The 25,298-nt window shown below is 59.4% G+C and carries 29 protein-coding genes and 1 tRNA gene; 23 read left to right on the top strand and 7 right to left on the bottom strand.

The window, feature by feature from the left end; translation table 11 throughout:
* The first annotated feature begins 22 nt into the window (after nt 1–22).
* The 11 genes from phnF (at nt 23) to ACOCLD_RS16340 (ending at nt 9,156) form a co-directional block, all read left to right on the top strand.
* Entirely contained in the window at nt 23–727 is a 705-nt protein-coding gene (gene phnF, locus ACOCLD_RS16390) for a phosphonate metabolism transcriptional regulator PhnF (RefSeq protein ID WP_422909930.1), read from the top strand.
* A 13-nt stretch (nt 728–740) separates the two neighbouring features.
* Complete coding sequence (gene phnG / locus ACOCLD_RS16385) at nt 741–1,217, top strand: phosphonate C-P lyase system protein PhnG (RefSeq protein WP_422909929.1); 477 nt, start codon at nt 741–743, stop codon at nt 1,215–1,217.
* Nucleotides 1,217–1,828: a phosphonate C-P lyase system protein PhnH gene (phnH, locus tag ACOCLD_RS16380; RefSeq protein ID WP_422909928.1), complete on the top strand. Its 612-nt coding sequence runs from the start codon at nt 1,217–1,219 to the stop codon at nt 1,826–1,828. The genes phnG and phnH overlap by 1 nt, the downstream gene beginning before the upstream one ends.
* Entirely contained in the window at nt 1,828–2,919 is a 1,092-nt protein-coding gene (locus ACOCLD_RS16375; RefSeq protein ID WP_422909927.1) for a carbon-phosphorus lyase complex subunit PhnI, read from the top strand. Before phnH ends, ACOCLD_RS16375 begins: the two co-directional genes overlap by 1 nt.
* On the top strand, nt 2,916–3,794 hold the full coding sequence (locus ACOCLD_RS16370; RefSeq protein WP_422909926.1) for an alpha-D-ribose 1-methylphosphonate 5-phosphate C-P-lyase PhnJ: 879 nt from the start codon (nt 2,916–2,918) through the stop codon (nt 3,792–3,794). The genes ACOCLD_RS16375 and ACOCLD_RS16370 overlap by 4 nt, the downstream gene beginning before the upstream one ends.
* On the top strand, nt 3,791–4,600 hold the full coding sequence (gene phnK / locus ACOCLD_RS16365; protein ID WP_422909925.1) for a phosphonate C-P lyase system protein PhnK: 810 nt from the start codon (nt 3,791–3,793) through the stop codon (nt 4,598–4,600). The genes ACOCLD_RS16370 and phnK overlap by 4 nt, the downstream gene beginning before the upstream one ends.
* A gap of 82 nt (nt 4,601–4,682) precedes the next feature.
* Complete coding sequence (phnL, locus tag ACOCLD_RS16360; RefSeq protein ID WP_422909924.1) at nt 4,683–5,408, top strand: phosphonate C-P lyase system protein PhnL; 726 nt, start codon at nt 4,683–4,685, stop codon at nt 5,406–5,408.
* On the top strand, nt 5,398–6,543 hold the full coding sequence (locus tag ACOCLD_RS16355; RefSeq protein WP_422909923.1) for an alpha-D-ribose 1-methylphosphonate 5-triphosphate diphosphatase: 1,146 nt from the start codon (nt 5,398–5,400) through the stop codon (nt 6,541–6,543). Before phnL ends, ACOCLD_RS16355 begins: the two co-directional genes overlap by 11 nt.
* Complete coding sequence (phnN, locus tag ACOCLD_RS16350) at nt 6,543–7,181, top strand: phosphonate metabolism protein/1,5-bisphosphokinase (PRPP-forming) PhnN (protein WP_422909922.1); 639 nt, start codon at nt 6,543–6,545, stop codon at nt 7,179–7,181. Before ACOCLD_RS16355 ends, phnN begins: the two co-directional genes overlap by 1 nt.
* The gene (gene phnP, locus ACOCLD_RS16345) at nt 7,172–7,936 is read left to right on the top strand and encodes a phosphonate metabolism protein PhnP (RefSeq protein ID WP_422909921.1); all 765 of its coding nucleotides are present in this window, start codon (nt 7,172–7,174) and stop codon (nt 7,934–7,936) included. Before phnN ends, phnP begins: the two co-directional genes overlap by 10 nt.
* Nucleotides 7,933–9,156 carry an MFS transporter gene (locus tag ACOCLD_RS16340; RefSeq protein WP_422909920.1) on the top strand — a complete coding sequence of 408 codons (1,224 nt, stop codon included), beginning with the start codon at nt 7,933–7,935 and terminating at the stop codon, nt 9,154–9,156. The genes phnP and ACOCLD_RS16340 overlap by 4 nt, the downstream gene beginning before the upstream one ends.
* Nucleotides 9,157–9,263: 107 nt before the next feature.
* Here ACOCLD_RS16340 and ACOCLD_RS16335 read toward each other — a convergent pair whose 3' ends face one another.
* Nucleotides 9,264–9,731 (bottom strand): Lrp/AsnC family transcriptional regulator, encoded by a 468-nt coding sequence (locus ACOCLD_RS16335; RefSeq protein ID WP_160088079.1) that lies wholly within the window; start codon nt 9,729–9,731, stop codon nt 9,264–9,266.
* 201 nt (nt 9,732–9,932) lie between these two features.
* Between ACOCLD_RS16335 and ACOCLD_RS16330 the strand changes: the two genes are divergently transcribed.
* A complete protein-coding gene (locus ACOCLD_RS16330; protein ID WP_422909919.1) occupies nt 9,933–13,400 on the top strand; it encodes an indolepyruvate ferredoxin oxidoreductase family protein in 3,468 nt (1,155 codons plus the stop codon).
* A 78-nt stretch (nt 13,401–13,478) separates the two neighbouring features.
* Complete coding sequence (locus tag ACOCLD_RS16325) at nt 13,479–14,531, top strand: Leu/Phe/Val dehydrogenase (RefSeq protein ID WP_422909918.1); 1,053 nt, start codon at nt 13,479–13,481, stop codon at nt 14,529–14,531.
* A 130-nt stretch (nt 14,532–14,661) separates the two neighbouring features.
* Here the strand turns inward: ACOCLD_RS16325 and ACOCLD_RS16320 are convergent, their stop codons facing one another.
* Complete coding sequence (locus ACOCLD_RS16320; protein WP_422909917.1) at nt 14,662–15,141, bottom strand: GNAT family N-acetyltransferase; 480 nt, start codon at nt 15,139–15,141, stop codon at nt 14,662–14,664.
* A 123-nt stretch (nt 15,142–15,264) separates the two neighbouring features.
* On the opposite strand from ACOCLD_RS16320, the gene ACOCLD_RS16315 reads away from it, so the two are divergent.
* Both ACOCLD_RS16315 and gdhA read left to right on the top strand, forming a co-directional pair.
* Nucleotides 15,265–15,339, top strand: a tRNA-Arg gene (locus ACOCLD_RS16315).
* Nucleotides 15,340–15,673: 334 nt separating this feature from the next.
* The gene (gene gdhA, locus ACOCLD_RS16310) at nt 15,674–17,011 is read left to right on the top strand and encodes an NADP-specific glutamate dehydrogenase (RefSeq protein ID WP_422909916.1); all 1,338 of its coding nucleotides are present in this window, start codon (nt 15,674–15,676) and stop codon (nt 17,009–17,011) included.
* Nucleotides 17,012–17,133: 122 nt separating this feature from the next.
* Here the strand turns inward: gdhA and uraH are convergent, their stop codons facing one another.
* Both uraH and ACOCLD_RS16300 read right to left on the bottom strand, forming a co-directional pair.
* Nucleotides 17,134–17,544, bottom strand: coding sequence for a hydroxyisourate hydrolase (gene uraH / locus ACOCLD_RS16305; RefSeq protein ID WP_422909915.1), 411 nt, complete (start codon nt 17,542–17,544; stop codon nt 17,134–17,136).
* Nucleotides 17,545–17,554: 10 nt separating this feature from the next.
* A complete protein-coding gene (locus ACOCLD_RS16300) occupies nt 17,555–18,058 on the bottom strand; it encodes a GlcG/HbpS family heme-binding protein (protein ID WP_422909914.1) in 504 nt (167 codons plus the stop codon).
* A 147-nt stretch (nt 18,059–18,205) separates the two neighbouring features.
* Here ACOCLD_RS16300 and ACOCLD_RS16295 point away from each other — a divergent pair, with 147 nt between their 5' ends.
* Nucleotides 18,206–18,877, top strand: a complete 672-nt coding sequence (locus tag ACOCLD_RS16295; RefSeq protein ID WP_422909913.1) for a heavy metal response regulator transcription factor — start codon at nt 18,206–18,208, stop codon at nt 18,875–18,877.
* Nucleotides 18,874–20,253, top strand: coding sequence for a heavy metal sensor histidine kinase (locus ACOCLD_RS16290; protein ID WP_422909912.1), 1,380 nt, complete (start codon nt 18,874–18,876; stop codon nt 20,251–20,253). The genes ACOCLD_RS16295 and ACOCLD_RS16290 overlap by 4 nt, the downstream gene beginning before the upstream one ends.
* A 192-nt stretch (nt 20,254–20,445) precedes the next feature.
* Here ACOCLD_RS16290 and ACOCLD_RS16285 read toward each other — a convergent pair whose 3' ends face one another.
* The 3 genes from ACOCLD_RS16285 to ACOCLD_RS16275 all read right to left on the bottom strand — a co-directional run bounded on the left by ACOCLD_RS16285 (nt 20,446) and on the right by ACOCLD_RS16275 (nt 23,428).
* Nucleotides 20,446–21,783 (bottom strand): ATP-dependent nuclease, encoded by a 1,338-nt coding sequence (locus tag ACOCLD_RS16285; RefSeq protein ID WP_422909911.1) that lies wholly within the window; start codon nt 21,781–21,783, stop codon nt 20,446–20,448.
* The gene (locus tag ACOCLD_RS16280) at nt 21,767–22,750 is read right to left on the bottom strand and encodes a reverse transcriptase domain-containing protein (protein ID WP_422909910.1); all 984 of its coding nucleotides are present in this window, start codon (nt 22,748–22,750) and stop codon (nt 21,767–21,769) included. Before ACOCLD_RS16280 ends, ACOCLD_RS16285 begins: the two co-directional genes overlap by 17 nt.
* A gap of 408 nt (nt 22,751–23,158) precedes the next feature.
* Nucleotides 23,159–23,428 carry a hypothetical protein gene (locus ACOCLD_RS16275; RefSeq protein WP_241693780.1) on the bottom strand — a complete coding sequence of 90 codons (270 nt, stop codon included), beginning with the start codon at nt 23,426–23,428 and terminating at the stop codon, nt 23,159–23,161.
* 132 nt (nt 23,429–23,560) lie between these two features.
* Here ACOCLD_RS16275 and ACOCLD_RS16270 point away from each other — a divergent pair, with 132 nt between their 5' ends.
* The 6 genes from ACOCLD_RS16270 (at nt 23,561) to ACOCLD_RS16245 (ending at nt 25,264) form a co-directional block, all read left to right on the top strand.
* Nucleotides 23,561–23,770 carry a hypothetical protein gene (locus tag ACOCLD_RS16270; protein WP_090255323.1) on the top strand — a complete coding sequence of 70 codons (210 nt, stop codon included), beginning with the start codon at nt 23,561–23,563 and terminating at the stop codon, nt 23,768–23,770.
* 5 nt (nt 23,771–23,775) lie between these two features.
* Entirely contained in the window at nt 23,776–23,940 is a 165-nt protein-coding gene (locus ACOCLD_RS16265; protein ID WP_422909909.1) for an Arc family DNA-binding protein, read from the top strand.
* On the top strand, nt 23,937–24,152 hold the full coding sequence (locus ACOCLD_RS16260; protein WP_304871083.1) for a hypothetical protein: 216 nt from the start codon (nt 23,937–23,939) through the stop codon (nt 24,150–24,152). The genes ACOCLD_RS16265 and ACOCLD_RS16260 overlap by 4 nt, the downstream gene beginning before the upstream one ends.
* Nucleotides 24,145–24,420, top strand: coding sequence for a hypothetical protein (locus ACOCLD_RS16255; protein ID WP_422909908.1), 276 nt, complete (start codon nt 24,145–24,147; stop codon nt 24,418–24,420). Before ACOCLD_RS16260 ends, ACOCLD_RS16255 begins: the two co-directional genes overlap by 8 nt.
* Nucleotides 24,413–24,802 carry a hypothetical protein gene (locus tag ACOCLD_RS16250; protein WP_422909907.1) on the top strand — a complete coding sequence of 130 codons (390 nt, stop codon included), beginning with the start codon at nt 24,413–24,415 and terminating at the stop codon, nt 24,800–24,802. Before ACOCLD_RS16255 ends, ACOCLD_RS16250 begins: the two co-directional genes overlap by 8 nt.
* A gap of 108 nt (nt 24,803–24,910) precedes the next feature.
* Complete coding sequence (locus ACOCLD_RS16245) at nt 24,911–25,264, top strand: hypothetical protein (protein ID WP_422909906.1); 354 nt, start codon at nt 24,911–24,913, stop codon at nt 25,262–25,264.
* The last annotated feature ends 34 nt before the right edge of the window (nt 25,265–25,298 follow it).

Raw genomic sequence — 25,298 nt, 5'->3', positions numbered from 1 at the left:
CTGCGGATGCCCTTTATTAGCCATGCACTTGTCTAGACAACCCGAGCCGCTGTACCGCGAACTGGCTGCCGTGCTGCGCGATGAACTGCAGCGCATGAGCCCTGGCGATTACCTGCCGGCGGAGGTGCAGTTGGCCGCGCGTTTTGCCGTCAATCGTCACACCCTGCGCCGCGCGGTGGATGAGCTGGTGCATGAAGGTCGCCTGCTGCGCCAGCAGGGCAAGGGCACGCGGGTGCTGGCCAAGCCGCTGATCTACCCGATGCAGGCTGGCAGTGCCTACAGTGCCTCGCTCTCGGCGCTCGGTCACAAGGTTGAGGCGCAGTTGCTGGAAAGCCGCCTGCGTCCGGCCGGTTGCGAAGAGCGTGAATACCTGCAACTGCCCAGCGGTGCGCAACTGCTGGAGCTGAGCACCTTGCGCCTGATTGAAGGCCAGCCGGTGAGTCTGATTCGGCATGCCTTCAGCACCGAACATTGCGAGCTGCTGGCGGATTACCAGGGTGGCTCGCTGCGCCAGTACCTCAGCCAGCGCGGCCTGCCATTGACCCGCACCTTCAGCCTGATCGGCGCACGCCTGCCCAGTCGTGAAGAGGCCGCGCGGCTGTTGATGCCCAAGCACGCACCGCTGCTTAGCGTGCAAACCCTTTCCCGCGATCTGGCCGGACGGCCGGTGGAGCTGTCGTTGTCGACCAGCCGCGCCGACCGTTTCCAGTACCAGCTCGCCCTTTGATGGAGGCTCGTTGATGAACCGCGCACGACCGCAAAGCAACCTGCTGCACAGCGATCCGCAGATCGCCATTCGCCAGCGCTGGATGGGCGTACTCGCCCGCGCCGGTAGCCAGCTGGCGACCTATGAATCGGTGTTGAAAGAAGCGGATTACCGCCTGATCCGTGCCCCGGAAATTGGCATGACCCTGGTGCGTGGACGCATGGGCGGCACCGGCAGCCCGTTCAATCTCGGCGAGATGAGCGTGACCCGCTGCGTGGTGCGCCTGGCCGATGGCCGCACCGGTTACAGCTATGTGGCCGGCCGCGACAAGCAGCACGCCGAGCTGGCAGCTCTGGCCGATGCGCATTTGCAGGGTGCCGAGCAGGCTCACTGGCAGAGCCGGCTGATCGAGCCCCTAGTCGCTGCACAGCGTGCCCAACAGGCGGCCAAGGCCGCCGAAACCGCCACCACCCAGGTGGAGTTTTTTACCCTGGTCCGAGGAGAAGACTGATGAACGCGGCGAATAGCTCGCAATGGCTGCAACCGGCCTTCAATGACCCGGTGCTGGATGCGCAAACCAGCTTTCGCAGCGCCCTCAAGGCGCTGGCCGAGCCAGGCCTTGTACAACCGCTGAACCGTGCCCTGGCCCTGGAAAACCTCCATCCGGCTACTTACGCCCTGTGCCTGGCGTTTCTCGATGGCGACACGCCGCTGTGGCTGGCGCCGCGTTTCGACACCCCGGCGATCCGCGCCAACCTGGCCTTTCACTGCGGCTGCCCGATTGTCGCCGAGCGCGAACTGGCGCTGTTTGCCCTGCTCGATGCAAGCCAGTTGGCGGACCTGTCGGATTTCGACAATGGCAGCGAGCGCTATCCCGACCAGTCCTGCACCTTGCTGATCCAGCTCGATGCCCTCAGCAATGGCGACGCGCTGCGCTGGCGTGGGCCGGGCATCAAGGACGTACGCAGCGTTGAGTTGCCGCTGCCGGCGGTGTTCTGGCAGCAGCGCCAGGCGCGCAGTGCGTTTCCCCGTGGCCTGGATGCCTTCTTCGCCGCTGGTGAGCAGGTGATCGGCCTGCCGCGCAGCACCCGTGTGCTGCTCAATGCCGAGGAGGCTGCCTGATGTACGTCGCGGTCAAAGGTGGCGAGCGCGCCATCGACAATGCCCATTTGCTGCTGGCCAAGAAGCGCCGCGGTGATACCTCCATTCCTGAACTCAGTGTCGAGCAGGTGCGCGAGCAAATGTCCCTGGCGGTCGCCCGGGTGATGAGCGAAGGCTCGCTGTATGACCCGCAACTGGCCGCCCTGGCGATCAAACAGGCAGCCGGCGACCTGATGGAGGCGATCTTCCTGCTGCGCGCCTACCGCACCACGCTGCCGCGTTTCGGTGCCAGCGCCGCGCTGGACACCACGCAGATGCAGCTGAGCCGGCGTATCTCGGCCACCTTCAAGGACCTGCCCGGCGGCCAACTGCTCGGCCCGACCTTCGACTACAGTCACCGCCTGCTGGATTTCGCCCTGCTGGCCGAGGGCGAGCAGCCAGGGCCACTGGTCGATCCGCAGGCTGAACTGTCGCCGTGCCCACGGGTGCTGGAGTTTCTCGCCGACGAAGGCCTGATGGCTCGCGAGGTCGATGATGGCTTAGCGGTGCCTGATATCACCCGCGAGCCACTGGATTTCCCTGCCAGCCGCGCCCAGCGCTTGCAGGCTCTGGCCCGTGGTGATGAAGGCTTTTTGTTAGCGCTGGGCTATTCCACTCAGCGCGGTTACGGCCGCAATCACCCCTTTGCCGGGGAGATTCGCATCGGCGAGGTCGAGGTCTGGCTGGAGCCGGAAGAGCTCGGCTTTGCCGTGCCGCTAGGTGACATCGAGGTGACCGAGTGCGAGATGGTCAACCAGTTCGTTGGTGAGAGTGCCGAGCAGGCGCAGTTTACCCGTGGCTACGGCCTGGCCTTCGGTTATGCCGAGCGCAAGGCCATGGGCATGGCTCTGGTTGACCGCTCGCTGCGTGCGGCGGAGTACAACGAGGAGGTCGAAGGCCCGGCGCAGCAGGAAGAATTTGTGCTGATGCACTGCGACAACGTCGAGGCCGCCGGCTTCGTCTCACACCTGAAATTGCCGCACTACGTCGACTTCCAATCCGAGCTGGAGCTGATCCGCAAACTGCGCAAGCAGACCAGCGAGCAGCCCGCCGCCGAGGAGCAACGCGCATGAATGCCCAGGCCCAAACACAGTATGCAACTGAGGTCGGCTACAACTTTGCCTATCTCGATGAGCAGACTAAACGCATGATCCGCCGTGGCCTGCTCAAGGCTGTCGCGGTTCCCGGTTACCAGGTGCCCTTCGGTGGCCGCGAGATGCCGCTGCCCTACGGCTGGGGCACCGGCGGCATGCAACTGACCGCGGCAATTCTCGGCGCTGAGGATGTGCTCAAGGTGATCGACCAGGGTGCGGATGACACCACCAACGCGGTGTCGATCCGGCGCTTCTTCGCCCGCACGGCCGGGGTCAAAACCACCACCCGCACGCCCGAGGCGACGGTGATTCAGACCCGTCACCGCATCCCGGAAACCGCGCTGAGTGGCGATCAGATCATGGTCTATCAGGTGCCGATCCCCGAGCCGCTGCGCTTTATCGAGCCCTCGGAAACCGAGACCCGCACCATGCATGCGCTGGAAGACTACGGCGTGATGCACGTGAAGCTTTACGAGGACATCGCCACCTTCGGCCATATCGCCACCAGCTACGCCTACCCGGTGACGGTGGATGAGCGCTACGTGATGGACCCATCGCCGATTCCCAAATTCGACAACCCCAAGCTGCATATGAGCCCGGCGCTGATGCTGTTCGGCGCTGGCCGCGAGAAGCGCCTGTACGCCGTGCCGCCGTTCACCCGCGTAGTCAGCCTGGACTTCGAAGATCACCCGTTCGAGATCCAGCGTTGGGATGAGTGCTGCGCTTTCTGTGGCAGCCACGATTCCTACCTCGACGAGCTGATCGTCGACGACGCCGGCAGCAAACGCTTTGTCTGTTCCGACACCGATTACTGCATGCAACGCCGTGACCTTGAACAGGAGGGCGCGCAATGAGTGCTGCCGAAGAATTGCACCTGCACACCGACACGGCGCAGCCGCTGTTCAGCGTGCGTGACCTCACCCGCCTGTACGGCCTGGAGAAGGGCTGCCAGGGCGTGTCGTTCGATCTGTATCCGGGCGAGGTGCTCGGTATCGTCGGAGAGTCCGGCTCGGGCAAGTCGACCCTGCTCAGCCTGCTCTCCGGGCGCTGCCCGCCGGATCGCGGCTCAGTCAGTTATCGCGATACGGCCGGCAACTGGGTCGACCTGTACAGCGCCAGTGAAGCGCAGCGGCGCACGCTGCTGCGCACCGAGTGGGGCTTTGTCGAGCAGAACCCGCGTGACGGCCTGCGCATGGGCGTGTCGGCCGGGGCGAATATCGGCGAGCGGCTGATGGCCCAGGGCGTGCGCCATTACGGCGAGTTGCGCGCGGCTGGTATCGACTGGCTGAAACAGGTGGAGATCGACCCGCTGCGCATCGACGACCTGCCGCGCACCTTTTCCGGCGGCATGCAGCAGCGCTTGCAGATCGCCCGCAATCTGGTGTCCAGCCCCCGGCTGATCTTTATGGACGAGCCCACCGGCGGCCTCGATGTGTCGGTGCAGGCGCGCCTGCTCGACCTGCTGCGCGGCCTGGTGCGCGAGCTGGACCTGGCGGTGGTGATCGTCACCCACGACCTGGCCGTGGCGCGCCTGCTGGCTGACCGGCTGATGGTGATGCGCCGCTCCCATGTGGTCGAGGCCGGGCTGACGGATCAGATTCTCGACGACCCGCAGCATCCCTATTCGCAGCTGCTGGTGTCGTCTGTCCTGCAGCCTTAGTTCCGTCATGTGGGAGGGGCTTTAGCCGCGATCAGCGTTATCGCGGCTAAAGCCCCTCCCACAAGCGCAGAGAGTGTTAATCATGAATACGCTTATCGAGGTCTCCGGCCTCAGCAAGACCTTCACCCTGCATCAGCAGCACGGCGTGGTGCTGAATGTATTGAGCGGGCTGCATTTCAGCGTGCGCGCCGGCGAGTGCCTGGTGCTGCACGGGCAATCCGGTGCTGGCAAGTCGACCTTGCTGCGCACCCTGTACGGCAACTACCTGGCCGCGGGTGGCAGCATTCGCGTGTTGCACAACGGCGCTTGGGTTGAGCTGGTCGGCGCCGAACCGCGCCAGGTGCTGGCGGTACGCCGGCAGACCCTGGGCTATGTCAGCCAGTTTCTGCGGGTGATTCCCCGTGTGTCGACCCTGGATGTGGTGATGGAACCGGCCCTGGCCCGTGGCCTTCGCCGCGCCGATGCCGAAGCGCGGGCGAAAAGCCTGCTCAGCCGTCTGAATATCCCCCAAGCCCTGTGGCAGCTGGCCCCCGGCACCTTCTCCGGCGGCGAGCAGCAGCGGGTGAATATTGCCCGCGGCTTTATGGTCGCCTGGCCGCTGATGCTGCTGGATGAACCCACTGCCTCCCTGGACGACGCCAACCGCCAGGTGGTGCTGGAACTGATCGATGAAGCCAAGGCCGCCGGTAGCGCGCTGATCGGCATCTTCCACGACCGCGCCGCCCGTGAGGCGGTGGCCGATCGTTTTCTTGATATGAGCCAGGACATGAGCGCTGCGGCGCAGCAGGAGTACGTATATGCCGGTTGAACAGATTCTTACCAACGCGCGGATCGTCACCGCCGAGCAGGAGTTTGTCGGCACCCTGGTGCTGCGCGACGGCCTGATTGCCCAGGTAGAAGAGGGCGTCAGCGGTTTGCCTCAGGCGCAGAATTTGAACGGTGATTACCTGCTGCCCGGCCTGGTCGAGCTGCACACCGACAACCTGGAAAAATACATGAGCCCCCGGCCGGGAGTGGATTGGCCCTCGGCCTCGGCGGTGCTGACCCATGATGCGCAGATTGCCTCGGCGGGTATCACCACGGTGTTCGATGCCCTGGCGATTGGCGACGTCAACCCGCGCGGCAAACGCATGCAGCAGCTGCCGGCGATGCTCGAAGCGATTGCTTCGGCGGCAGCGGCCGGGCATTTGCGCACCGATCACCGCCTGCACCTGCGTTGCGAGGTTTGTCACCCCGAGACCCTGGCGGTATTCCGCGATCTGGTCGAGCACCCGCTGGTACAGCTGGTCTCGGTGATGGATCACGCACCAGGCCAGCGCCAGTTCGCCAAGGAAGACAAATACCGCGAGTACTACATGGGCAAGTACCACCTCAGCGAAGCGGAGATGGAGGCCTTTATCGTCGAGCAGGTGGGTAACTCACGGCAGTACAGCGACCGTCAGCGCCGCAGCATTGTTGCCGATTGCCAAGTCCGTGGTATTTCCGTGGCCAGTCACGATGACGCCACCCTGGCACATGTGCAGGAGTCGGCCGGCTTCGGCATGTCCATTGCCGAATTCCCCACCACCCTGGAAGCCGCCAAGGCCAGCCACGAGCTGGGCCTGAAGGTGCTGATGGGCGCGCCGAATATCGTGCGCGGCGGTTCGCATTCCGGCAATATCGCCGCCGCCGAACTGGCTCAGCAGGGAGTGCTGGATATCCTCTCCAGCGACTACTACCCAGCGAGCCTGTTGCATGCCGCTTTGCTGCTGGCCGGGCAGGACAACGGCTATGATCTGCCGCGCGCGATTGCCACTGTCAGCCGCGTGCCGGCACAGGCGGCGGGGCTGCATGATCGTGGCGAAATCCGCGTTGGCCTGCGTGCTGACCTGGTGCAGGCGCAGGTGCACGGGGGCCAGGCGGTGATCCAGCAAGTCTGGCGACAAGCGAAAAGGGTGTTCTGATGAGTGGCCGGTTGATCTATCTGATGGGGCCTTCGGGCTCGGGCAAGGACAGCCTGCTGAATGCCGCGCGCGAGCGCCTGGCCGAACGGGGTTGTGTGATCGCCCGGCGGGTCATCACCCGCTCGGCGGAAGCGGTGGGCGAGGACGCCATCGGCGTGTCGCCGGCCGAGTTCGACCAGCAGGAAGCCGCTGGCGCCTTTGCCCTGAGCTGGCGCGCCAATGGCTTGGCTTACGGCATTCCCCGGCAGATCGACGACTGGCTGGCGGCGGGGCAGGATGTGCTGGTGAATGGTTCGCGCGGCTATCTGCCCCAGGCCCGCGAGCGTTATCCCGAACTGCTGGCGATCCTGCTGCAGGTGGATGAAGCAGCCCTACGCCAGCGCCTGCAAGCGCGCGGCCGGGAAAGCGCCGAGCAGATCGAGGCACGCCTGGCGCGCAGCCGCTACTTTGTATCAGCCATCCCTCGGGCTGCAGGAGTTGCGTCTGTGGGAGGCGCTTTAGCGGCGACGGTCGCGGCTGAAGCCCCTCCCACGGCAGCACCAGTTGAGAGCACCATTGTTTTGGATAACTCCGGCCCGCTCGACCAGACCGTCACCCAGCTGCTGCAACTGCTTAGCGATGCCCGCGCATGCGCCTGACCCTGCTCGGCACCGGCGATGCCCGTCAGGTGCCGGTGTACAACTGCAGCTGCGCGGCCTGCGACAGCGCACGGGTGTACTCCGCGCGGCGCCGTGGCCCCTGTTGCGCGCTGATAGAATGTGGCGCGCAGCGCTGGCTGATCGACTCGGGGCTGACCGATCTGTGCGAGCGCTTCCCGCCCCATAGCCTGAGCGGGATTCTGCAAACCCATTACCACGCTGATCACGCACAGGGCTTGCTGCACCTGCGCTGGGGGCAGGGGCTGATTATTCCGGTGCATGGCCCGGATGATCCAGAAGGCCTGGCCGACCTGTACAAGCACCCCGGTATTCTCGATTTCAGCCAGCCGTTTGCCGCCTTCGAGCGGCGGCAACTGGGTGAGTTGGGCGTCACGGCGCTGCCGCTTAATCACTCGAAACCGACCTTTGGCTATCTGCTGCAAGGCTTGGCGGCGAGTGGCGAACAGCGGCGTATTGCCTATCTGACAGACACCCTCGGCGTGCCCGACGCCAGCGCCGAGGTGCTGCGCCAGCAGCCGCTGGATCTGCTGGTGCTGGACTGCTCCACCGCACCGCAACCCATCGCCCCGCGCAACCACAACGACCTGACCCGCGCACTGGAAGTGGTCGAGCAGCTGCGGCCCAGAGAAACCGTGCTGACCCATATCGGGCACAGCTTTGATGCCTGGTTGCTGGATAACCCCGGTGCCTTGCCGGCTGGCGTAAGCCTGGCTTTTGACGGGCGGGTGTTATGACTAACGCCCGCCGCACCACTCTGCTGCTGTGCGGCGCGGAAACCCTGGGCATGGCGGGCTTTGCCCTGTTTGCCGCCTTGCTGCCCGACTTTCAAGCGTTGTGGGGGTTGAGCAACACGCAGGCGGGCTGGATCGGTGGCGGCTTCTTTCTCGGCTATATGGTTGCAGTGCCAATCCTCACCGGGCTGACGGATAAATACGACGCGCGGCTGATCTACCTGGCGGCGATGCTGCTGACGGCGGTGGCCAATGCGGGCTTTATCTTTGCCGATGGTTTCTGGTCGGCGCTGGCTTGGCGCGTGCTGGCGGGCGTCGGCCTAGCCGGCACTTACATGCCGGGGCTCAAGGCGCTGTCCGAGCGGATTGAAGGGCCGGCGCAGTCGCGCGCGGTTGCGTTCTATACCGCGAGCTTCGGCTTGGGCACGGCGTTGTCATTTATTCTCGCCGGCGAGCTGGCCAAGTTCGGCAGCTGGCAGTTGCCGACGCTGCTCAGTGGCGTCTGCGCCTTGCTGGCCTGGGCCATGGTCTATTGGGGCTTGCAGCCAAAAGCGCTGGTGCAGCATGCGCCGCGCAAACTGCTGGACCTGGCCCCATTAAAGAGTCGCGCAGTGGCGGCTTACTGTCTGGCCTATGCGGTGCATAACCTTGAGCTGTTTGCCCTGCGTGCCTGGGTGGTGGCTTTTGTGGTGTTTTCCGGGCAGCTGCAGGGCAGCGATCCCTGGCTGTCGGGCACCTGGGTGGCGATGCTGGTGACCCTGATCGGCATGCCCGCGAGCATCTTCGGCAACGAGTTGGCGCTGCGTTTCGGTCGGCAGCGCTGGTTGATCGCGGTGATGCTCTGCTCAACCGTGCTGGCGTTGTTGATTGGCCTGAGTGCGGCCTTGCCGTTCTGGCTGATGCTGGTGCTGGTGCTGCTCTACAGCATCGCCGTCACCGCCGATTCGTCATCGCTGACAGCTGGGTTGATCGAAGTCGCGCCCGCCAGCCACCGTGGCACGGCCATGGCCCTGTATTCCTGCACCGGCTTTAGCGGCGCCTTCCTCGGCCCGCTGCTGTTTGGCATCAGCCTGGATGTGCTGGGCGACAAGAGCCTGCTCGGCTGGTGGGCGGCATTTGCCCTGATGGGCCTGCTATTGCTGCTCGGCCCGCTGGCATTGTGGTGGGCGGGCAAAGCGCAGTCGGAACGCACCCTGCGCCAGCCGCGTGCGGAGGCTGTGTAGGTTGGGTGTGTGGGAGGGGCTTTAGCCGCGACAAGCTGTAGCCTTTAAGAGCTGTCGCGGCTAAAGCGGAGCGCCGCCCGGCCGCTCCCACAATGTTCAAGCCATTTTCAATCCAGCGGCAACTCAGTGGTGCGTTTCACCTCGCTCATCGCGATATGCGAGTGCGCTTCGTGCACATGCGGGCGTTGCAGCAGGTGGTCGCGCAGAAAGCGTTCGTAGCTGGCGATGTCCTTGGCCACCACCTTGAGCAGGTAATCCGAGCCGCCGGCCATGGTGAAACACTCCAGCACTTCGGGGTACCCGACCACGGCGCGCTCGAATTCTTCCAGGTTGCTGCGCCCGTGCGCCGACAACTTGATATCGACAAATACGGTGATGCTGAAGCCCAGTTGCTTGTGGCTGAGCAGGGCCACCTTGCGCTCGATAATGCCGTCTTCCTGCATGCGATGAATCCGCCGCCAGCACGGCGATTGTGACAATTCCACCTTTTCGGCGATCTCGGCGGCGGAGAGGTCGGCGTTGTGCTGCAGCAGGCGGAGAATTTTCCGATCAATGGGGCTGAGCAAGTCCTGCATGATTGTTCCTGAATTCTTGTATTTATTGGAAAGGTCATGCGCAGTATTGGCTTTTCATCCCGAAAATAGAAAGAAAATATCCGTACTGCTCAGTCATATTCTTGGCCATACGCCTTGTGGGGTGATCCCGCACTAGGCTTAACAAGGGTGGCATTCACCGTTGCCAACCCAGCTCTCGATAAAAATAACAGGAGCACCACCATGTCTCTGGCCGAGATCCGCCTGGATGACAAGTACCGCCTTGCTACCGGTCACCTCTACCTGACCGGCACCCAGGCGCTGACCCGCCTGCCCATGCTGCAGAAGCAGCGTGACGCCGCCCATGGCCTGAATACCGCCTGCTTTATTTCCGGCTACCGGGGCTCACCCCTGGGCAATCTGGACAAGAGCCTGTGGGACGCCAAGCAGTACCTCAAAGACAATCACATCCACTTCCAACCGGGGGTCAACGAAGAGTTGGCCGCCACTGCCGTGTGGGGCAGCCAGCAGACCAGCCTGTTCCCTGGCGCGCGCTACGACGGCGTGTTTGCCATGTGGTACGGCAAGGGCCCGGGTGTGGACCGCTGCGGTGATGTGTTCAAGCACGGCAACTCGGCCGGCGTTTCCGAGCATGGCGGCGTGTTGTTGCTGGCCGGCGACGACCATGGCTGCAAATCCTCCAGCATTGCCAACCAGAGCGAGCATGCCTTTATCGCCGCCTCGATCCCGGTGCTCAACCCGGCCAACGTTCAGGAAATTCTCGACTACGGCATCATCGGCTGGGAGCTGTCGCGCTACAGTGGGTGCTGGGTGGCGCTGAAAACCATCGCCGAGAACGTCGACTCTTCTGCCGTGGTGGATGTCGACCCGCTGCGCATGCAGGTGAAGATTCCCGAGGACTTCCAGCTGCCGGAAGATGGCGTGTATATCCGCTGGCCGGACCCGCCCCTGGCTCAGGAAGCGCGCCTCAACACCTACAAGATCTACGCCGCCCGCGCCTTTGCGCTGGCCAACAACCTCAACCAGATCAAGCTCGATTCGCCCAACCCGCGTCTGGGCATTATTACCACCGGCAAGTCCTATCTCGACGTGCGCCAAGCCCTGGATGACCTTGGTCTGGACGAAGCGCTGTGCGCCCAGGTCGGCCTGCGCGTACTCAAGGTCGGCATGAGCTGGCCGCTGGAACCGGTCTCGGTGCATGAGTTCGCCGAAGGTCTGGACGAGATTCTGGTGGTCGAGGAAAAACGCAGCATCATCGAAGACCAGCTCACCGGGCAGCTCTATAACTGGCCCGTGGGCAAGCGCCCGGTGGTGGTGGGCGAGTTCGATGAGGCTGGCCATTCACTGCTGCCGAACCTCTCCGAACTGACCCCGGCGATGATCGCCCGCGCCATCGCCAAGCGCCTCGCGCCGATCTACAGCAGCCCGCAGATTGAAGAGCGCCTGGCCTTTCTGGCCGCCAAGGAAGCATCGCTGGCTGCGCCCAAGCACACTACCGTGCGCACCCCGCATTTCTGCTCCGGCTGCCCGCACAACACCTCGACCAAACTGCCGGAAGGCAGCCGCGCCCAGGGCGGTATCGGTTGCCACTACATGACCCAGTGGATGGACCGCAACACCGACACCTTTACCCAGATGGGCGGCGAGGGCGCGACCTGGATCGGTCAGGCGCCGTTTACCGATACCCCGCATATCTTCCAGAACCTCGGTGACGGCACCTACTTCCATTCCGGTCAGCTGGCCCTGCGTGCGGCCGTGGCCGCCGGGGTGAATATCACCTACAAGATTCTCTACAACGATGCGGTGGCCATGACCGGCGGCCAGCCGATCGACGGTGAACTGCGCGTCGATCAACTGAGCCAGCAGGTGTATGCCGAAGGGGTGAAACGTATCGCCCTGGTCACCGACGAGCCGGAGAAGTACCCAACCCGCGCCACCTTTGCGCCCATCGTCACCTTCCACCATCGCCGCGATCTGAATGCCGTGCAGCGCGAGCTGCGCGAGTTCAAGGGCTGCTCGGTGATCATCTATGACCAGACCTGCGCCACCGAGAAGCGCCGCCGGCGCAAACGCGGCAAGCTGGTTGATCCGCAGAAGCGTGCCTTTATCAACTCGGCGGTGTGTGAGGGCTGTGGCGATTGCAGTGTGAAATCCAACTGCCTGTCCGTATTGCCTCTGGAAACCGAATTGGGCCGCAAGCGTGAGATCGACCAGAACGCCTGCAACAAGGATTTCAGCTGCGTTGAAGGCTTCTGCCCAAGCTTTGTCACCGTGCACGGCGGCAGCCTGCGCAAACCCACGGCCGTCGGCCTGGGCGCGCTGTTTATTGCCTTGCCAGAACCCAAACAACCGGCGCTGGATCGTCCCTGGAATATCCTTCTGCCGGGTGTCGGCGGCAGCGGCGTCACCACCGTCGGCGCGTTGCTCGGCATGGCTGCGCATATCGAAGGCAAGGGCTGCAGCGTGCTCGATCAGGCTGGCCTGGCGCAGAAATTTGGCCCGGTGATTACCCATATCCGCGTCGCCGCCAAGCAGGACGACATCTTCGCCGTGCGCATTGCCGCCGGGGAAACCGATCTACTGTTGGGTTGCGATCTGGTGGTGTCGGCCAGTGAAGAGGCCCTGGCCAAACTCAATGACAAGATCGCCCATGCGGTGGTCAACAGCCATGAAGCGGCCACCGCCGAATTCACCCGCAATCCCGATGCTCAGGTGCCCGGCGAGGCCATGCGCGAGGCACTGATCGAAGCGGTGGGCGCGAGCAAAACCCACTTTGTCGATGCCAGCCGTCTGGCCACCCGCCTGCTCGGCGACAGCATCGCCACCAACCTGTTTATGCTTGGCTTCGCCTACCAGAAAGGCCTGGTGCCGGTGTCCGCCGAAGCCATCAACAAGGCCATCGAGCTTAACGGCGTGGCCGTGCAACTGAATCAGCAGGCCTTCCTCTGGGGCCGTCGCGCTGCCCATGATGCGGTCGCCGTGGAACGTCTGGCCAAGCCAGATGTGATCGAAGCGCCGCATTGCCAGACTCTTGAAGACATCATCGCTGACCGCGTGGTGCGCCTGACCGCCTACCAGAATGCCGCCTACGCCGAGCGTTACCGCGAGCAGGTGGCGCGGGTGCAGCAGGTCGACAAGAGCGCTGACCAAGCCCTGAGCAAGGCCGTGGCGCGCTACTACTTCAAACTGCTGGCCTACAAGGACGAGTACGAAGTGGCGCGGCTGTACAGCGACGGCAGCTTTATCCGTCAGCTGGAAGCGCAGTTCACTGGCGATTACCGCCTGGAATTCCACCTGGCACCGTCCTGGCTGAGCAAACCGGACGCCAGCACCGGCGAGCCGCGTAAGCGTCAGTTTGGCCCTTGGATGCTCAAGGCCTTCGGTGTGCTGGCCAAGTTCAAGTTCCTGCGTGGCACCCCGCTGGACCTGTTCGGCTACAGCGCCGAGCGCCGGCTTGAGCTGCAGTTGATCGACGACTACGAGCAGAACCTGGACTACCTGCTCAAGGAACTCAACGCCGACAACTACCGCACCGCCCTGGCCCTGGCTGAGCTACCGGAGCAGATCCGCGGCTATGGCCACGTCAAGGAACGCAGCCTGGCCAAGGTGCGCGAGCAGAGCGCTCAGCTCAAGGCGCGCATGGTCGTCAGCGAGATCGCAGCGGTGCAGCTGTTCGAGCCAGCTGCATAAGCCACCTCCCTGTAGGAGCCAGCAAGCTGGCTCCTACAGTCGCTCACCTCCTACAACAAGAACCATCAAGGAACTCCCATGTCCGTGTTTTCCCATATTGATTTCGACCACCACGAACAGGTGGTCTACGGCCACGACCAGGCCAGCGGCCTGCGGGCGATTATCGCCATTCACAACAGCAACCTCGGCCCGGCCCTCGGCGGTTGCCGCATGTGGAATTACGCTAATGACGATGAAGCGCTGCGCGATGTGCTGCGCCTGTCGCGCGGCATGACCTACAAGTCGGCCCTGGCCAACCTGCCGCTGGGTGGTGGCAAGGCGGTGATCATCGGCGACCCGCATACCGGCAAGAGCGCGGCGCTGTTCCAGGCCATGGGCGATTTTGTCGACAGCCTCGGCGGCCGCTATATCACCGCCGCTGACTCCGGCACCGGCGTTGCGGAAATGCAGATCATGGCCGAGCGCACGCGCCACGTATCCGGCGCCGAACTGCGCGAAGCGTTCGCTGGCGGCACGCGCAATGGCGACCCGTCACCGTCCACCGCTTACGGGGTGTTTATCGGCATCCAGACTGCGGTCAAACACCGCCTGGGCCGCGATGACCTGCACGGTTTGAAAGTCGCGATCCAAGGGGTAGGGCAGGTGGGCTTCGACCTGGCGCGCCAGCTGAAAGCCGCCGGGGCCGAGCTATGGGTGACCGATATCGTCGAGGCCAATGTGCGTCGCGCGGTCGAGCAGCTGGGTGCAACCGCCGTTAGTCAGCAGGCAATTTTCGGCCTGGATGTCGATGTGTTCGCACCCTGCGCCATGGGCGGCATTATCAACCAGCAAACCTTGGAAGCCCTGCGCGCGCCGATTATCGCCGGGGCCGCCAACAACCAACTGGTCGATGCCAGCCTGGCGGAAACCCTGCGCTGCAACGAATGCCTCTACGCGCCGGATTACGCGATCAATGCCGGTGGGATTATCGATGTTTACTACGGCCGCAGTGGTGGTAGCACCACACAGCTCAAGGCTCATATAGAAAGTATCGGCGCGACCCTGGAACAGATATTCCAACGCGCCGATGCGGCGAGCAAAACTACCGTGGAGATCGCTGATCAATTAGCCGAAGAGCGGTTCGGTCGTTAGAAACAGCCCGGCTGTTTCCCGCCCTACTGACACGTTTTACAAAACCTGTAGGAGCGGGCTTGCCCGCGATACTTTCAGGTCGACATCAATTCGCGGGCATGGCCCGCTCCTACAAAGTCGTTGATAGCCTCTAGTCCAGCATCAGCGCCAGGCTGACGCCATGCGGCTTAAAGCCCAGATTGGCATAAAACGCATGGGCGGCCTCACGGCTCTGGCTGCTGGACAGCGCCACCTTGTAACAGCCCCAGGTGCGGGCGCGTTCAATGGCTTTACCCATCAGCGCCTGGCCAATCCCCAGGCCGCGCGCCTCAGTATCCACCACCACATCTTCCAGAATCGCCGAACGGGCAAAATTGTGCGCCAGGTGCTCGATCAGATTTATCGTGCAGGTGCCGAGCAACTTGCCGTCACGCTCGGCTACCAGCACCACACGGCTCACCGGCAGCTCGCTCAGGCGCAACGCCAACAGCTTGGCATCGGCACGCGGCTCATCGGGCGCGAGCTGCTGCAGTAAGGCCGCCAGGGCAGCAGCATCGTTAACGCTGACCGCACGCAGGTGAAAATCGGCAAAAGGCGAATCCGGCAGATGATGCGAGGCAGCGGGGCGCATGGCGGTCTCCTCTCCTTATGGCAGTCAGTTGGCAGTATGGCGCCGAGATAATGGCAGCGGCATGACAAACGCGTGAGGTCTCGCTAAGATGCCGCCCGCTGGTGGCCTGTCTATCCAGCCTCGGTTCCCATAGTTCAATGGATAGAATAAGCCCCTCCTAAGGGCTAGATACTGGTTCGAATCCAGTTGGGAACGCCATCTTTCCTGGGGGGTAACAGCTATCTCCCTGCATTGTCCGCACTGATCTCACCTCTGCCTAACATGTTCTCGACTACGCACCATGCGTGCTTGCCGGGACTGGTATCTGCACCTCGCATAATGTTTGTGCTTTAAATTTGTGCAGATAAGCCCTGTTTTTGTGCGATAGCTTGTGCGCTTTAATGCCCTGAATAGAGCAGGCAATTTATTCGTTTGCACCAAAAAGATTCATATAAGCGACATTTTGCTCTGTTGCGGTGCTTTTGCGGCTGCTAGAGTGCGGCGCACTTTTCAGTCGATCTGCCCGGCCTATGGGCACTGTTGGGGTACCCCTATGAGCGAATCCGTCGAGCTTTTCCTCTCCCGCCTGAAACAGCGCGATCCTCACCAGCCGGAGTTTCATCAGGCGGTGGAAGAGGTGCTGCGCTCACTCTGGCCATTTTTGGAGGCCAACCCGCGTTACCTGCAAGCCGGTATCGTCGAGCGTATGGTCGAGCCCGAGCGGGTGGTGTTGTTTCGTGTGTCCTGGGTTGATGACGCCGGGCGGGTACAGGTCAACCGTGGCTATCGAGTGCAGATGAGCAGTGCCATTGGCCCCTACAAAGGGGGGCTGCGCTTCCATCCGTCGGTCAACCTCGGCGTGCTGAAGTTTCTGGCCTTCGAGCAGGTGTTCAAGAATTCGCTGACCTCGCTGCCCATGGGCGGCGGCAAGGGTGGCTCGGATTTCGACCCGAAAGGCAAGAGTGACAACGAGGTGATGCGCTTCTGTCAGGCCTTTATGAGCGAGCTGTATCGTCATATCGGCGCCGACCTGGATGTGCCGGCGGGTGATATCGGCGTGGGTGGTCGCGAGATCGGCTATATGTTTGGTCAATACAAGCGTCTGGCCAATCAGTTCACTTCGGTGCTGACCGGTAAGGGCATCACTTACGGTGGTAGCCTGATCCGCCCGGAAGCGACCGGCTACGGCTGTGTGTATTTCGCTCAGGAAATGCTCAAACGCATCAATCGTGGCGTAGAAGGGCAGCGCGTAGCCATTTCCGGCTCCGGTAACGTCGCTCAGTACGCGGCGCAGAAAGTCATGGAACTGGGCGGCATGGTGATTTCCCTGTCGGACTCCGAGGGCACCCTGCACACCCCTGATGGCCTGACTGAGGAGCAGTGGCAGCACCTGATGGAGCTGAAGAACGTGCGCCGTGGCCGCCTCAGCGAAATGGCCGCGCACTTCAAGCTGAACTTCCTCGCTGGCCAGCGCCCTTGGCACCTGCCTTGTGACATTGCTCTGCCATGCGCCACGCAGAATGAACTGGATGCCGAGGATGCCAAGGCTCTGCTGAGCAACGGCTGCTTCTGCGTGGCCGAAGGGGCAAACATGCCGTCGACCCTGGAAGCAGTGGACCTGTTTATCGACGCCGGCATCTGCTTTGCCCCCGGCAAGGCCTCGAATGCTGGCGGCGTGGCCACCAGTGGCCTGGAAATGAGCCAGAACGCCATGCGCCTGAACTGGACTGCCGGTGAAGTGGACGAACGCCTGCACAGCATCATGCAAAACATTCACAGTGCCTGCGTGCGCTATGGCGAAGAGAACGGCCGGGTCAACTATGTCAAAGGCGCCAACATCGCCGGCTTCGTCAAAGTCGCCGATGCCATGCTGGCACAGGGTGTGGTCTAACCTGCATCGATCCAAGTAGGTTCTGTCGCCAACAGAAAATGCCCGCGCAATGCGGGCATTTTTTATTCGCTCTAAGCTAATGCGCCGATGACTGCGCGGTGCATTAGCCGGCCTCTGGCGGCTTAGTTACCGCGGTAGGTGGAGAAGCCGTACGGGCTGAGCAGCAACGGAATGTGGTAGTGCGGCACGGTGCCGTCGACTTCAAAAATCACCGGTACTTCCGGGAAGAAGCTTGCAGTGGCGTGCTTTTTGAACCACTCGCCAGTCTTGAAGGTGACGCGGTAGGTACCTTTCTCCAGCGCTTTGTTTTCCGGGAACAAGGCGGTGATACGGCCTTGCTCGTTGGTTGTGCCGGTGTTGAGCATGTTCCAGCTTTTTCCGTCCTGTTTTTCCAGGGTCACGCTAACTTCAGGCGAAGGCAGGCCGTCTTGCAGGTTCAGCACGTGCACGCTCAGCGGGTTGCCTGCTGCCAGGGCCAGGGAAGAAAGGCCGCTGAGTACGGCGCCGGCAAACAAGGTTTTCAACAGTTTCATGGTGTGACTCCTAATCAGTGAGTGGTAGGTAAAACTTGGCCATGGCTTTCAGCGCGCAGCCTTCATCAATTTCAGCACCGCCGGCGCCAGCCACGCCGATGGCACCGATGACCTGATCGCCAACCTTCAAGGGCACGCCGCCGCCGAGCAGTAGCAGCTCATCGAGGGTGTTGAGGTTCTCGGCGTCCGGGTTGTTGCGGGCACGTTCGGCCAGCAGGCGTGTCGCGGTTTTGGTCGACAGCGCAGTAAAGGCCTTACGCTGCGCCGCCAGGGTGTTGTGCGGGCCGACATTGTCATCACGCTGAACAGCAACCAGGTTGCCGCCGCGGTCGACTACGGCGGCAACGCCAGTGCGGCCATCGGCATGGCACGCAGCCAGCGTGGCGCTGAGCAGGTCATTGGCCAGCGCCAGGGTGATGTCCTGGCGTTGGGCAACTTGTGAATTAGTGGCCCATGCGGCGGATGCACTCATGGCCAGTGCGAGTAATGACAGGGTGGCGTTACGGATAAGCATGCCGTTCTCCAGGGTTAGGCTCAGCTGAGCGATTGCTGGCCATACTGCCCGGCTGCCGCCGTCAAACCGATTGCGCCTGGATTACCAATTTGTAATGGGAGTGCCGCACAGAACGGCCTAGGCTATGCGCCTGTGCTGGAGGAAAAGATGCGAATTCTGGTAGTCGAAGACGAAGTAAAAACGGCGGATTACTTGAACAAAGGCTTGAGCGAGTCAGGCTATCGGGTCGAAATTGCCCTCAACGGCCTGGATGGCCAGCACCTGGTGCAGGAGCACGAATTCGATCTGATTATCCTTGACGTCATGTTGCCCGGCCTGGATGGCTGGCAGCTGTTGCAGATCATTCGGCGTAAATGGCAAACCCCTGTGCTGTTTCTGACGGCACGCGATGCAGTTGAGGATCGAGTCAAAGGCTTGGAGCTGGGCGCCGATGATTACCTGGTCAAACCTTTTTCTTATGCCGAGCTACTGGCCCGCGTGCGCACCTTGTTACGCCGTGGTCCGCCGCGTGAAGTCGAGCAGTTTCAGGTCGCAGATCTGCATCTGGACCTGCTGCGGCGCAAGGTCATACGCAATGGCGAACGCCTTACCCTGACCAATAAGGAGTTTGCCCTGCTGCACCTGCTGCTCAGCCGCGAAGGCGAGGTGTTGTCGCGTACGCTGATTGCCTCGCAGGTGTGGCAGATGAATTTCGACAGCGATACCAATGTGGTCGATGTTGCCATCCGCCGCCTGCGTGCCAAGGTCGACGACCCTTATCCGCTGAAGTTGATTCATACCGTGCGCGGCATGGGTTACATGCTTGAGGTGCAGGCATGAGGCTCTGGCCACGCACGCTGAGTGTGCGTCTGGCGCTGATGTTCGCGCTGGTCAGTGCGTTGATATTGGGCTCGATTGGCTTTTACCTGTACCAATCACTGCAGCGCGAAATCGCCTGGCGCGATGACCAAGCCCTGCTCGGAAGACTCGAGCGCATGCAAGCCTTGCTTGATGACAGCAAGAGCATCGACGCCCTGCGCAGCAGGCCGCAGCTCTATGAAAACATGCTGGGCAATCGCGATAGCCTGTTGTGGATTATCGATGACGCAGGGCAGCGGCTGATCGAGATCAACCCGGCGCTATTGCCGCTGCCAGAAGTACGGCCAGCCCCGCAAGCAACCCTGGGTGATAGTGCAAGCAGCGAGTCGTTACGTTTGGCTTGGCTGGATGTAAACCGTGGTGATCGTCGCCTTACTCTGATTGCCGGTAAGTTGCTGGGCGAGCGTGAGCAGATGCTCGCCGCCTATCGCCTAAAACTCTGGCTGGCCTTGATTATTGGGGCTGTGCTGGCATTCGGGCTCGGATGGCTGGTCAGCCAGCGGGGTCTGCGTCCGGTGCGCCAGTTGGCGATGCGCGCCGCCGCGATTGACGTGCAGCATCTGTATTTGCGCCTGGAGGAGTTTAACGATGTGAGTGAGCTACAAGCGCTCAGCCATGCCCTCAACCAGATGCTCGCTCGTCTGGAGGATGGCTTTGCCCAGCTTTCGCGCTTTTCCGAAGACTTGGCCCATGAGATGCGTACCCCACTGGGTAATCTGATGGGGCACGCGCAGCAAACCCTTGCACGTAAACGCTCGGTTGATGAATACCAGAACTTGCTGGTGTCCAACCTTGAAGAATATGAGCGCCTGGCGAGGATGATCGACAGCATGCTGTTTCTGGCGCGTACCGAGCAGGCGAATGCCACGATCAACCGTGAAATGCTCGAGCTGCACGAGCTGGTTGCGCAGCTTTGTGAGTACTTCGAGGGGATGGCTCAGGAGTGCGGCATTGAGCTGATCAACCAGGCCAACGGCACACTGATCGTTGATCCGCATTTGTTACGGCGCGCACTGGCCAACCTGCTTGCCAATGCATTGCGTTATGGCCGCGCAGACAGTGTGGTGACCATCAGCAGCGCTATACGTGAGGGTGCGTGCGAGATCAGCGTGCATAACTGCGGCGAACCGATTGCCGCCGAACACCTGCCGCGTTTGTTTGAACGCTTTTACCGCTGTGACCCTTCACGCAATCAGCCTGATGACTCAGGTGGCCTTGGCTTGGCTATCGTACGTTCGATCATGCAGGCTCATGGTGGGCAGGTCAGCGTTGACAGCACTGCGGCGGGTACGCGCTTTAGCCTGCTATTTCCGCCGGACAGCGCGCGCTTGAACTAGTAAGCAAAAAGCCCCGAAATCTGTAGAGAAATCAGGGCTTTAAAAACTGCGATTTGGAGCGGGTGATGGGAATCGAACCCTCTTTTTCTGTCTGCGTTATCCCGCAAAGCCTTGCTATTCCTGAGCTCTAGCTAATACACACCCGCATAAATCCGCTTTTCTTCGCTGTGATTTCGACACTTTTTCGACATCTTATAGCCTCACGGGATAGAGGAAATTCCTTAGATTCACTGCGAAGGCTTCGATGTCTTCACTGTAGGTATTACAAAGAAGTTCAAATATTTCACTTTTGCTCATGAGATTTCTAATTAATAAATCTTTGAATACTCTTTTATGCTCTTTGCGCGGAATATGCCCTGTAATTCTTGGATGTACTCCGCCATTCTCGTGAAGATCATGCAGCGCCTTTTCGACACTATCTATAGGTATGCAATACGTATTGAGGCGGCTGCCTATTTCCTCGTTTCGCATGTCTCCGTCCATGACAGCGATTACATTTTTTTCTATCGATAAAAACTCTTCAGTGATGTTACGTTGTAATAAGTCGGCGACACTAGTTGCTGTGCCAGTGTGTATTATGTGGTACTTGTAAAATGTGTTTGGGCAGTATTTTGCAATTATGTGCTGCAGGAAGTCTCTTAGTGTTATATCTTCGGTTAATATGTATTTGTCATACCCGTTAAAGCCAAACATTACGCTTTTTATATAGTTATATGAGACTTCTTTGATTTCTGTTGTTGCATCATTCACCTGCATGTAATACAGCTCGCCATCATCAAGCATCCTTATCATAGCTAAGGAGTGAGATGTAAATAGGACATTTATCTGGAACTCTGTACAGCATGCCCTTAGCCAACGTATTAGTCTTACCTGGGCTGCTGCGTCTAGGGAAATATCTATCTCATCTATTACGATAAGTTTCCGACGACTTTTTATTTTTCTATATAGACTTATTAGTAAATATTCGCCAGAACTCAGGTAGTCTTCGCGTATGTATTTATTTTCTGGTAGTACTATGCAGTAGTATTCGCTGCTTTTGACTTTGATGGCTCTTATGTTGTTGAATTTGTCGCTATCATATATTTCGCTTAAAAACGAAATCAGGTCGTCTGGTTTGGAGTATTGTTCTAAAACAACGGCGCGCCTTATGTCGTCGTCAACATTGCTTATTGTTTGGAAGAAGTTGAAGCGTTGGCCGTGAGGTAGTGGAAGTTCTACGTCTATGTTTTCTTTGATTTCGTCTGGGATATTTTTTTTGCAGTTAAGGCTGCTTATGTTTTCAATGTACTCAAAGCTATAGATTTCTTCGTTGACTTTGTATGTTATGTTGCTGTTTTTATGAAAAATTGAGTCGGCGGAGGTTTTTTTGAAAGTGTCCGCAAGTGAGAAGTTTTTTATTGCTTTGATAAGGGTTGTTTTGCCGACTCCGTTTTTTCCTACGATACAAGATATCTTGTGTTCTGAAAGATTCAAAGAAAGAGTTAATGATTCGACATGTTGGACATCCCTGATTTCAAAAGTTATTTGCATGGCGATCCTCTTTCTTTTTCGTTCTGTGTAAGAACATATCTATTACGGTCGCGCCAAATTTCTTTCTGAGTTTTTCTAGGTAATCTTTATCTATTGTGCTTACGTAGTTTAAATATCCGAAGAGCAAGTCAACACCTTTGGTCATGTCTTGTTTTATTTTTTCATGGTCAAGGAATTTGTCTCTGTTGTTTACATAATGGAAAAGTAATACTTCGATCTCGTTCTTTATTTTTATATCAATAGTTACTTTTCCGTTTGGTAGTATGGCTAGCCCCAGAAGTTTTACTTTATTTCCTTTTCGTGTGTGTTTGCTTTTTTGTTTGTTTAAATTTAGTTGCCCGTTGTGGTATTTGTTTAAAATTAACTCGATTGTGCTTTCAATGGGCTCTATTTTTTCTTGATTTTGGCTTGATATAATTATGTCGTCTGAGTATCGCGTGTAAATTAGCTCGTTCTGTATGCAGTGTTTCTCTAATTCGTTGTCAAAATCATACAGGCAGGCATTGCTCATTGCTGGTGATGAGGAGAATCCCAGTGGCAGAGAATTATTCAGTGTGGTGAGCTCTACTATTCTTTCAACATAGTTTTCTATGTCTAGTACAGGGCTGTTTTCAGAGTTGTTTAATATGGTTTTTCGTATTAACGGCGTGGTTAAGTTTTCAAAGAAATGCTCAATATCTGTTTGAAAGAAATATTTGCTTTGAGCGTGTTTGGATACTGCGTCAAGGGAGTTGAAGCCTTTTCTATATGAGTAGACGACTCTTGGGTTGATGTTTAGGTATTCAAGTATGAATAAACTAATGAAGGAGTGAAATGTTTTAAGTTTTTTTGTTGTTCTGTATATCGTGCGTTCTTTTACTTTGAATTGTGTATATTCAGTACTTATGTCGCTTTCAGCGAAGTCTTTGAAGCTGTATTTTCCGTGATACATGGCCTCAAACAGGACTTCTAGTTTCTTTTTGTTCATAGAGGTCTTTACCTAGGGCTAGCCAATTGCTCTAGCTATCAATTGGCGTGAGGTCATGACGATGAGGAATAGCAGATGTTACCGCAGCATGCGAAACAATGAGGGCTAGGAGTCGGGAATTTAGGTATTGCCTGGAGTGCAGCTGGAAGCTGAAGAATGCTGCTAGGTACCGAGGAGATTTTTTACTATTCGTACCGCTCTTCTTATGGCTTGCATTAAGAAGAGCGGTACAAACGTAAAAAGGATAAAGGCGCCTAGAGGTCAGACTGTTGACTGGAGCTACTCCTAGTCGCTGACATGCCCTCATTCTAGGGAAACCTGAGCCAAAATCAAGCATCTGCCATGACGCTCCTCTGCTTAGTCAAGTCTTACGGGCGTACCAGCGCCTAGCTGCTTCTTTGGTGATCGCTATCCCGCGTTGGGTTGGCTCAAGTTTCGGTTGGCTTCGTCATATTCAGGGCTGGTTTGCCCGACTTCTGGTGCGATCTGGCCGCTTGCGAGCCACATGGTGTATTGAGGAAATAGCTTCACCAGCTCTTCAATTTCCTCCGTGCTCATCCTTATCGCTTTGTAGCGGACTGTTTGCCAACGCACCAAGCCGATCTGGCTTTCCCTGATCAGCTTCTCAAACCCTGCCTTATCTATAAGCAGCCTAGCTCTAGCTTGTATTGATTCCATATCGATCTAAATAAAGTGCACTGCAACTATTGCAGTGAGCCCCATCGTGGGGGCATAGTGCATTTCACTTAATGCACTGCAATTATTGCAGTGCTAATTCTGGGTATTGCCGGACATAGTGGAGTAAAGCGGATGGATACGGAAGGTCTCGACCCTCAAAAGCTGCACGGCGCACCGCCCCTTATGCCTTGGCCAAAGTTCGCCGAGTGGATCGGTATGGGCGATGAGCCAATCGTTGTTCGCACCTGGGTGGAACGCGGCTACCTGCCTTCAAAGAAGGTCGGCAAACGCACCATGGTTAACGTCGTGCGGCTGGTGCAGCAGCTGCTGGATGAGGAGTAAGGCAGATGAGCCGAACAGACCCGCAATTCAAGCTGCGCGTGCCTGCTGCACTGCGCCTGCAGATCGAACAAGCCGCACAGGCTTCACGCCGTTCGATGAACGCTGAAATGGTCGTGCGCCTGGAAGCCAGCTTCGCCAAGGAACAGCCTCTGCAGGAGAAAAAGCTATGAGCAAGGCCGACGACAGCCTGGACCTGTGCAGCGTGAAGACCTTCGCCGAAATGAGCGGTATATCCATTGAAGAGGCCATCGACTGGGTGGACAACGGCACCGTGCCCAGCATGCGGCTGGCCGACTTCCGCATGGTCAACCTCGCCCGCCTGCGTGCGGATCTGCTCAAGGGTAAAACCGAGTTCAAAGCGGGGGACTACAGCCATGCGTAAGCCGCCAGTCCAGTTCGATACCGCCACCGCTATGGCCTATGTGGGCCAAGCCGTGCAGCTGGAACTCATCATGGATGAAGACGAGCCGCCTTACTGGTGCTCCATGCACATCGTTGGCCTTGTGCTGACCAAGGACGGTGTATGGGACTTCCCCTACTTCATGGCCATGAACGTTACCCCCGATGGCCGCACGCCGTCCGAAGTGCCCTTTAACGACATTCTTTCCATTCGGATAGCCGATCAGATTGAGGGCCGCAGCCATGCCTAGCCCAATCTCCCTGGATGCCGCCACGGCTGTCAGCTACATCGGCCAAACCGCGCTTATGGAATTGCGCTGGGACGGTGAGCCGGAACCCATGTGGCAGCTGATGCACATCGTTGGCGTAGTCCTGCCCATGGAAGGTGTCTGCGACCATTCATGCTTTATGGCGGTTTACTACGGCACGTCCGACCCTTACCCGGAGCGGGTGTTCTTCCATGAAATCCGCACCCTTCGGGCGATACGGCACCGCGACCGGCAGAGTTCCGGCAGCGTACTGGGCCGTATGACCCGACCCTCTTCTTTGGCCGTGTCAGGGGCCGCGCTCCCGGCTCGTCGGAACAGCTCCACCGTTCCGTCGAACGGAAGCACGGGCGCAGCGCACCCTTGACGCGGTGTGCCTATGAACAGCCTGACAACGGGAGTGTGGGGTAGCTTCACCACCCCATGCTCCCGAGCCCTCGGCGGCAAGAGCGGGATGACAAGGGCAGGGCCCTTGGTGTGCTTCTCCCAGCCCGCACCGCTGCGCTTCGCTGACTGCCTGCACATGCTGTTTCTGGTGTTGCTCAGCGCCTTCCTGTGGTTTGCCAACCTGCCGCCCGATAGTCGCCCGCAATTGTTCCCCATCACCCTGGAACAAGCCTGCCAAGCGCAAAAGCCAAGCCCAGGAACAGACCCTACAACCCTGATTGAGAGAGAACCATGCGTCACCGCTGGCTCACGTTCGCACGCCGAGGCACGAGGCGCGCGAGCGCGCGACAGCGGTGAGGCGCGTACTCGCGAGCGCAGGAGTGGCTCGGTTCAGAACGACGGCGCGAGCGAGGCTCGCGCCGGTGCGCTGACGTCCCTGTAACACGTCAGATAACAAGAAATTAACTTCCGCATTA

This window comes from Pseudomonas cimarronensis, assembly GCF_049331905.1.
Classification (GTDB): Bacteria; Pseudomonadota; Gammaproteobacteria; order Pseudomonadales; family Pseudomonadaceae; genus Aquipseudomonas.
This window is presented reverse-complemented; position numbering and strand designations above follow the sequence as displayed.

Excerpts from the sequence above, each read along its gene's own strand:
- ACOCLD_RS16295 (WP_422909913.1), top strand. The coding sequence starts at position 18,206 with ATGCGAATTCTGGTAGTCGAAGACGAAGTAAAAACGGCGGATTACTTG.
- ACOCLD_RS16255 (WP_422909908.1), top strand. The coding sequence starts at position 24,145 with ATGCGTAAGCCGCCAGTCCAGTTCGATACCGCCACCGCTATGGCCTAT.
- ACOCLD_RS16300 (WP_422909914.1), bottom strand. The coding sequence starts at position 18,058 with ATGCTTATCCGTAACGCCACCCTGTCATTACTCGCACTGGCCATGAGT.
- ACOCLD_RS16370 (WP_422909926.1), top strand. The coding sequence starts at position 2,916 with ATGAATGCCCAGGCCCAAACACAGTATGCAACTGAGGTCGGCTACAAC.
- ACOCLD_RS16290 (WP_422909912.1), top strand. The coding sequence starts at position 18,874 with ATGAGGCTCTGGCCACGCACGCTGAGTGTGCGTCTGGCGCTGATGTTC.
- phnH (WP_422909928.1), top strand. The coding sequence starts at position 1,217 with ATGAACGCGGCGAATAGCTCGCAATGGCTGCAACCGGCCTTCAATGAC.
- uraH (WP_422909915.1), bottom strand. The coding sequence starts at position 17,544 with ATGAAACTGTTGAAAACCTTGTTTGCCGGCGCCGTACTCAGCGGCCTT.
- ACOCLD_RS16265 (WP_422909909.1), top strand. The coding sequence starts at position 23,776 with ATGAGCCGAACAGACCCGCAATTCAAGCTGCGCGTGCCTGCTGCACTG.
- ACOCLD_RS16355 (WP_422909923.1), top strand. The coding sequence starts at position 5,398 with ATGCCGGTTGAACAGATTCTTACCAACGCGCGGATCGTCACCGCCGAG.
- ACOCLD_RS16320 (WP_422909917.1), bottom strand. The coding sequence starts at position 15,141 with ATGCGCCCCGCTGCCTCGCATCATCTGCCGGATTCGCCTTTTGCCGAT.
- ACOCLD_RS16325 (WP_422909918.1), top strand. The coding sequence starts at position 13,479 with ATGTCCGTGTTTTCCCATATTGATTTCGACCACCACGAACAGGTGGTC.
- phnP (WP_422909921.1), top strand. The coding sequence starts at position 7,172 with ATGCGCCTGACCCTGCTCGGCACCGGCGATGCCCGTCAGGTGCCGGTG.
- ACOCLD_RS16260 (WP_304871083.1), top strand. The coding sequence starts at position 23,937 with ATGAGCAAGGCCGACGACAGCCTGGACCTGTGCAGCGTGAAGACCTTC.
- phnN (WP_422909922.1), top strand. The coding sequence starts at position 6,543 with ATGAGTGGCCGGTTGATCTATCTGATGGGGCCTTCGGGCTCGGGCAAG.
- ACOCLD_RS16375 (WP_422909927.1), top strand. The coding sequence starts at position 1,828 with ATGTACGTCGCGGTCAAAGGTGGCGAGCGCGCCATCGACAATGCCCAT.
- ACOCLD_RS16330 (WP_422909919.1), top strand. The coding sequence starts at position 9,933 with ATGTCTCTGGCCGAGATCCGCCTGGATGACAAGTACCGCCTTGCTACC.
- ACOCLD_RS16250 (WP_422909907.1), top strand. The coding sequence starts at position 24,413 with ATGCCTAGCCCAATCTCCCTGGATGCCGCCACGGCTGTCAGCTACATC.
- gdhA (WP_422909916.1), top strand. The coding sequence starts at position 15,674 with ATGAGCGAATCCGTCGAGCTTTTCCTCTCCCGCCTGAAACAGCGCGAT.
- ACOCLD_RS16275 (WP_241693780.1), bottom strand. The coding sequence starts at position 23,428 with ATGGAATCAATACAAGCTAGAGCTAGGCTGCTTATAGATAAGGCAGGG.
- phnK (WP_422909925.1), top strand. The coding sequence starts at position 3,791 with ATGAGTGCTGCCGAAGAATTGCACCTGCACACCGACACGGCGCAGCCG.
- ACOCLD_RS16280 (WP_422909910.1), bottom strand. The coding sequence starts at position 22,750 with ATGAACAAAAAGAAACTAGAAGTCCTGTTTGAGGCCATGTATCACGGA.
- ACOCLD_RS16340 (WP_422909920.1), top strand. The coding sequence starts at position 7,933 with ATGACTAACGCCCGCCGCACCACTCTGCTGCTGTGCGGCGCGGAAACC.
- phnG (WP_422909929.1), top strand. The coding sequence starts at position 741 with ATGAACCGCGCACGACCGCAAAGCAACCTGCTGCACAGCGATCCGCAG.
- ACOCLD_RS16335 (WP_160088079.1), bottom strand. The coding sequence starts at position 9,731 with ATGCAGGACTTGCTCAGCCCCATTGATCGGAAAATTCTCCGCCTGCTG.
- phnF (WP_422909930.1), top strand. The coding sequence starts at position 23 with ATGCACTTGTCTAGACAACCCGAGCCGCTGTACCGCGAACTGGCTGCC.
- ACOCLD_RS16285 (WP_422909911.1), bottom strand. The coding sequence starts at position 21,783 with ATGCAAATAACTTTTGAAATCAGGGATGTCCAACATGTCGAATCATTA.
- ACOCLD_RS16270 (WP_090255323.1), top strand. The coding sequence starts at position 23,561 with ATGGATACGGAAGGTCTCGACCCTCAAAAGCTGCACGGCGCACCGCCC.
- phnL (WP_422909924.1), top strand. The coding sequence starts at position 4,683 with ATGAATACGCTTATCGAGGTCTCCGGCCTCAGCAAGACCTTCACCCTG.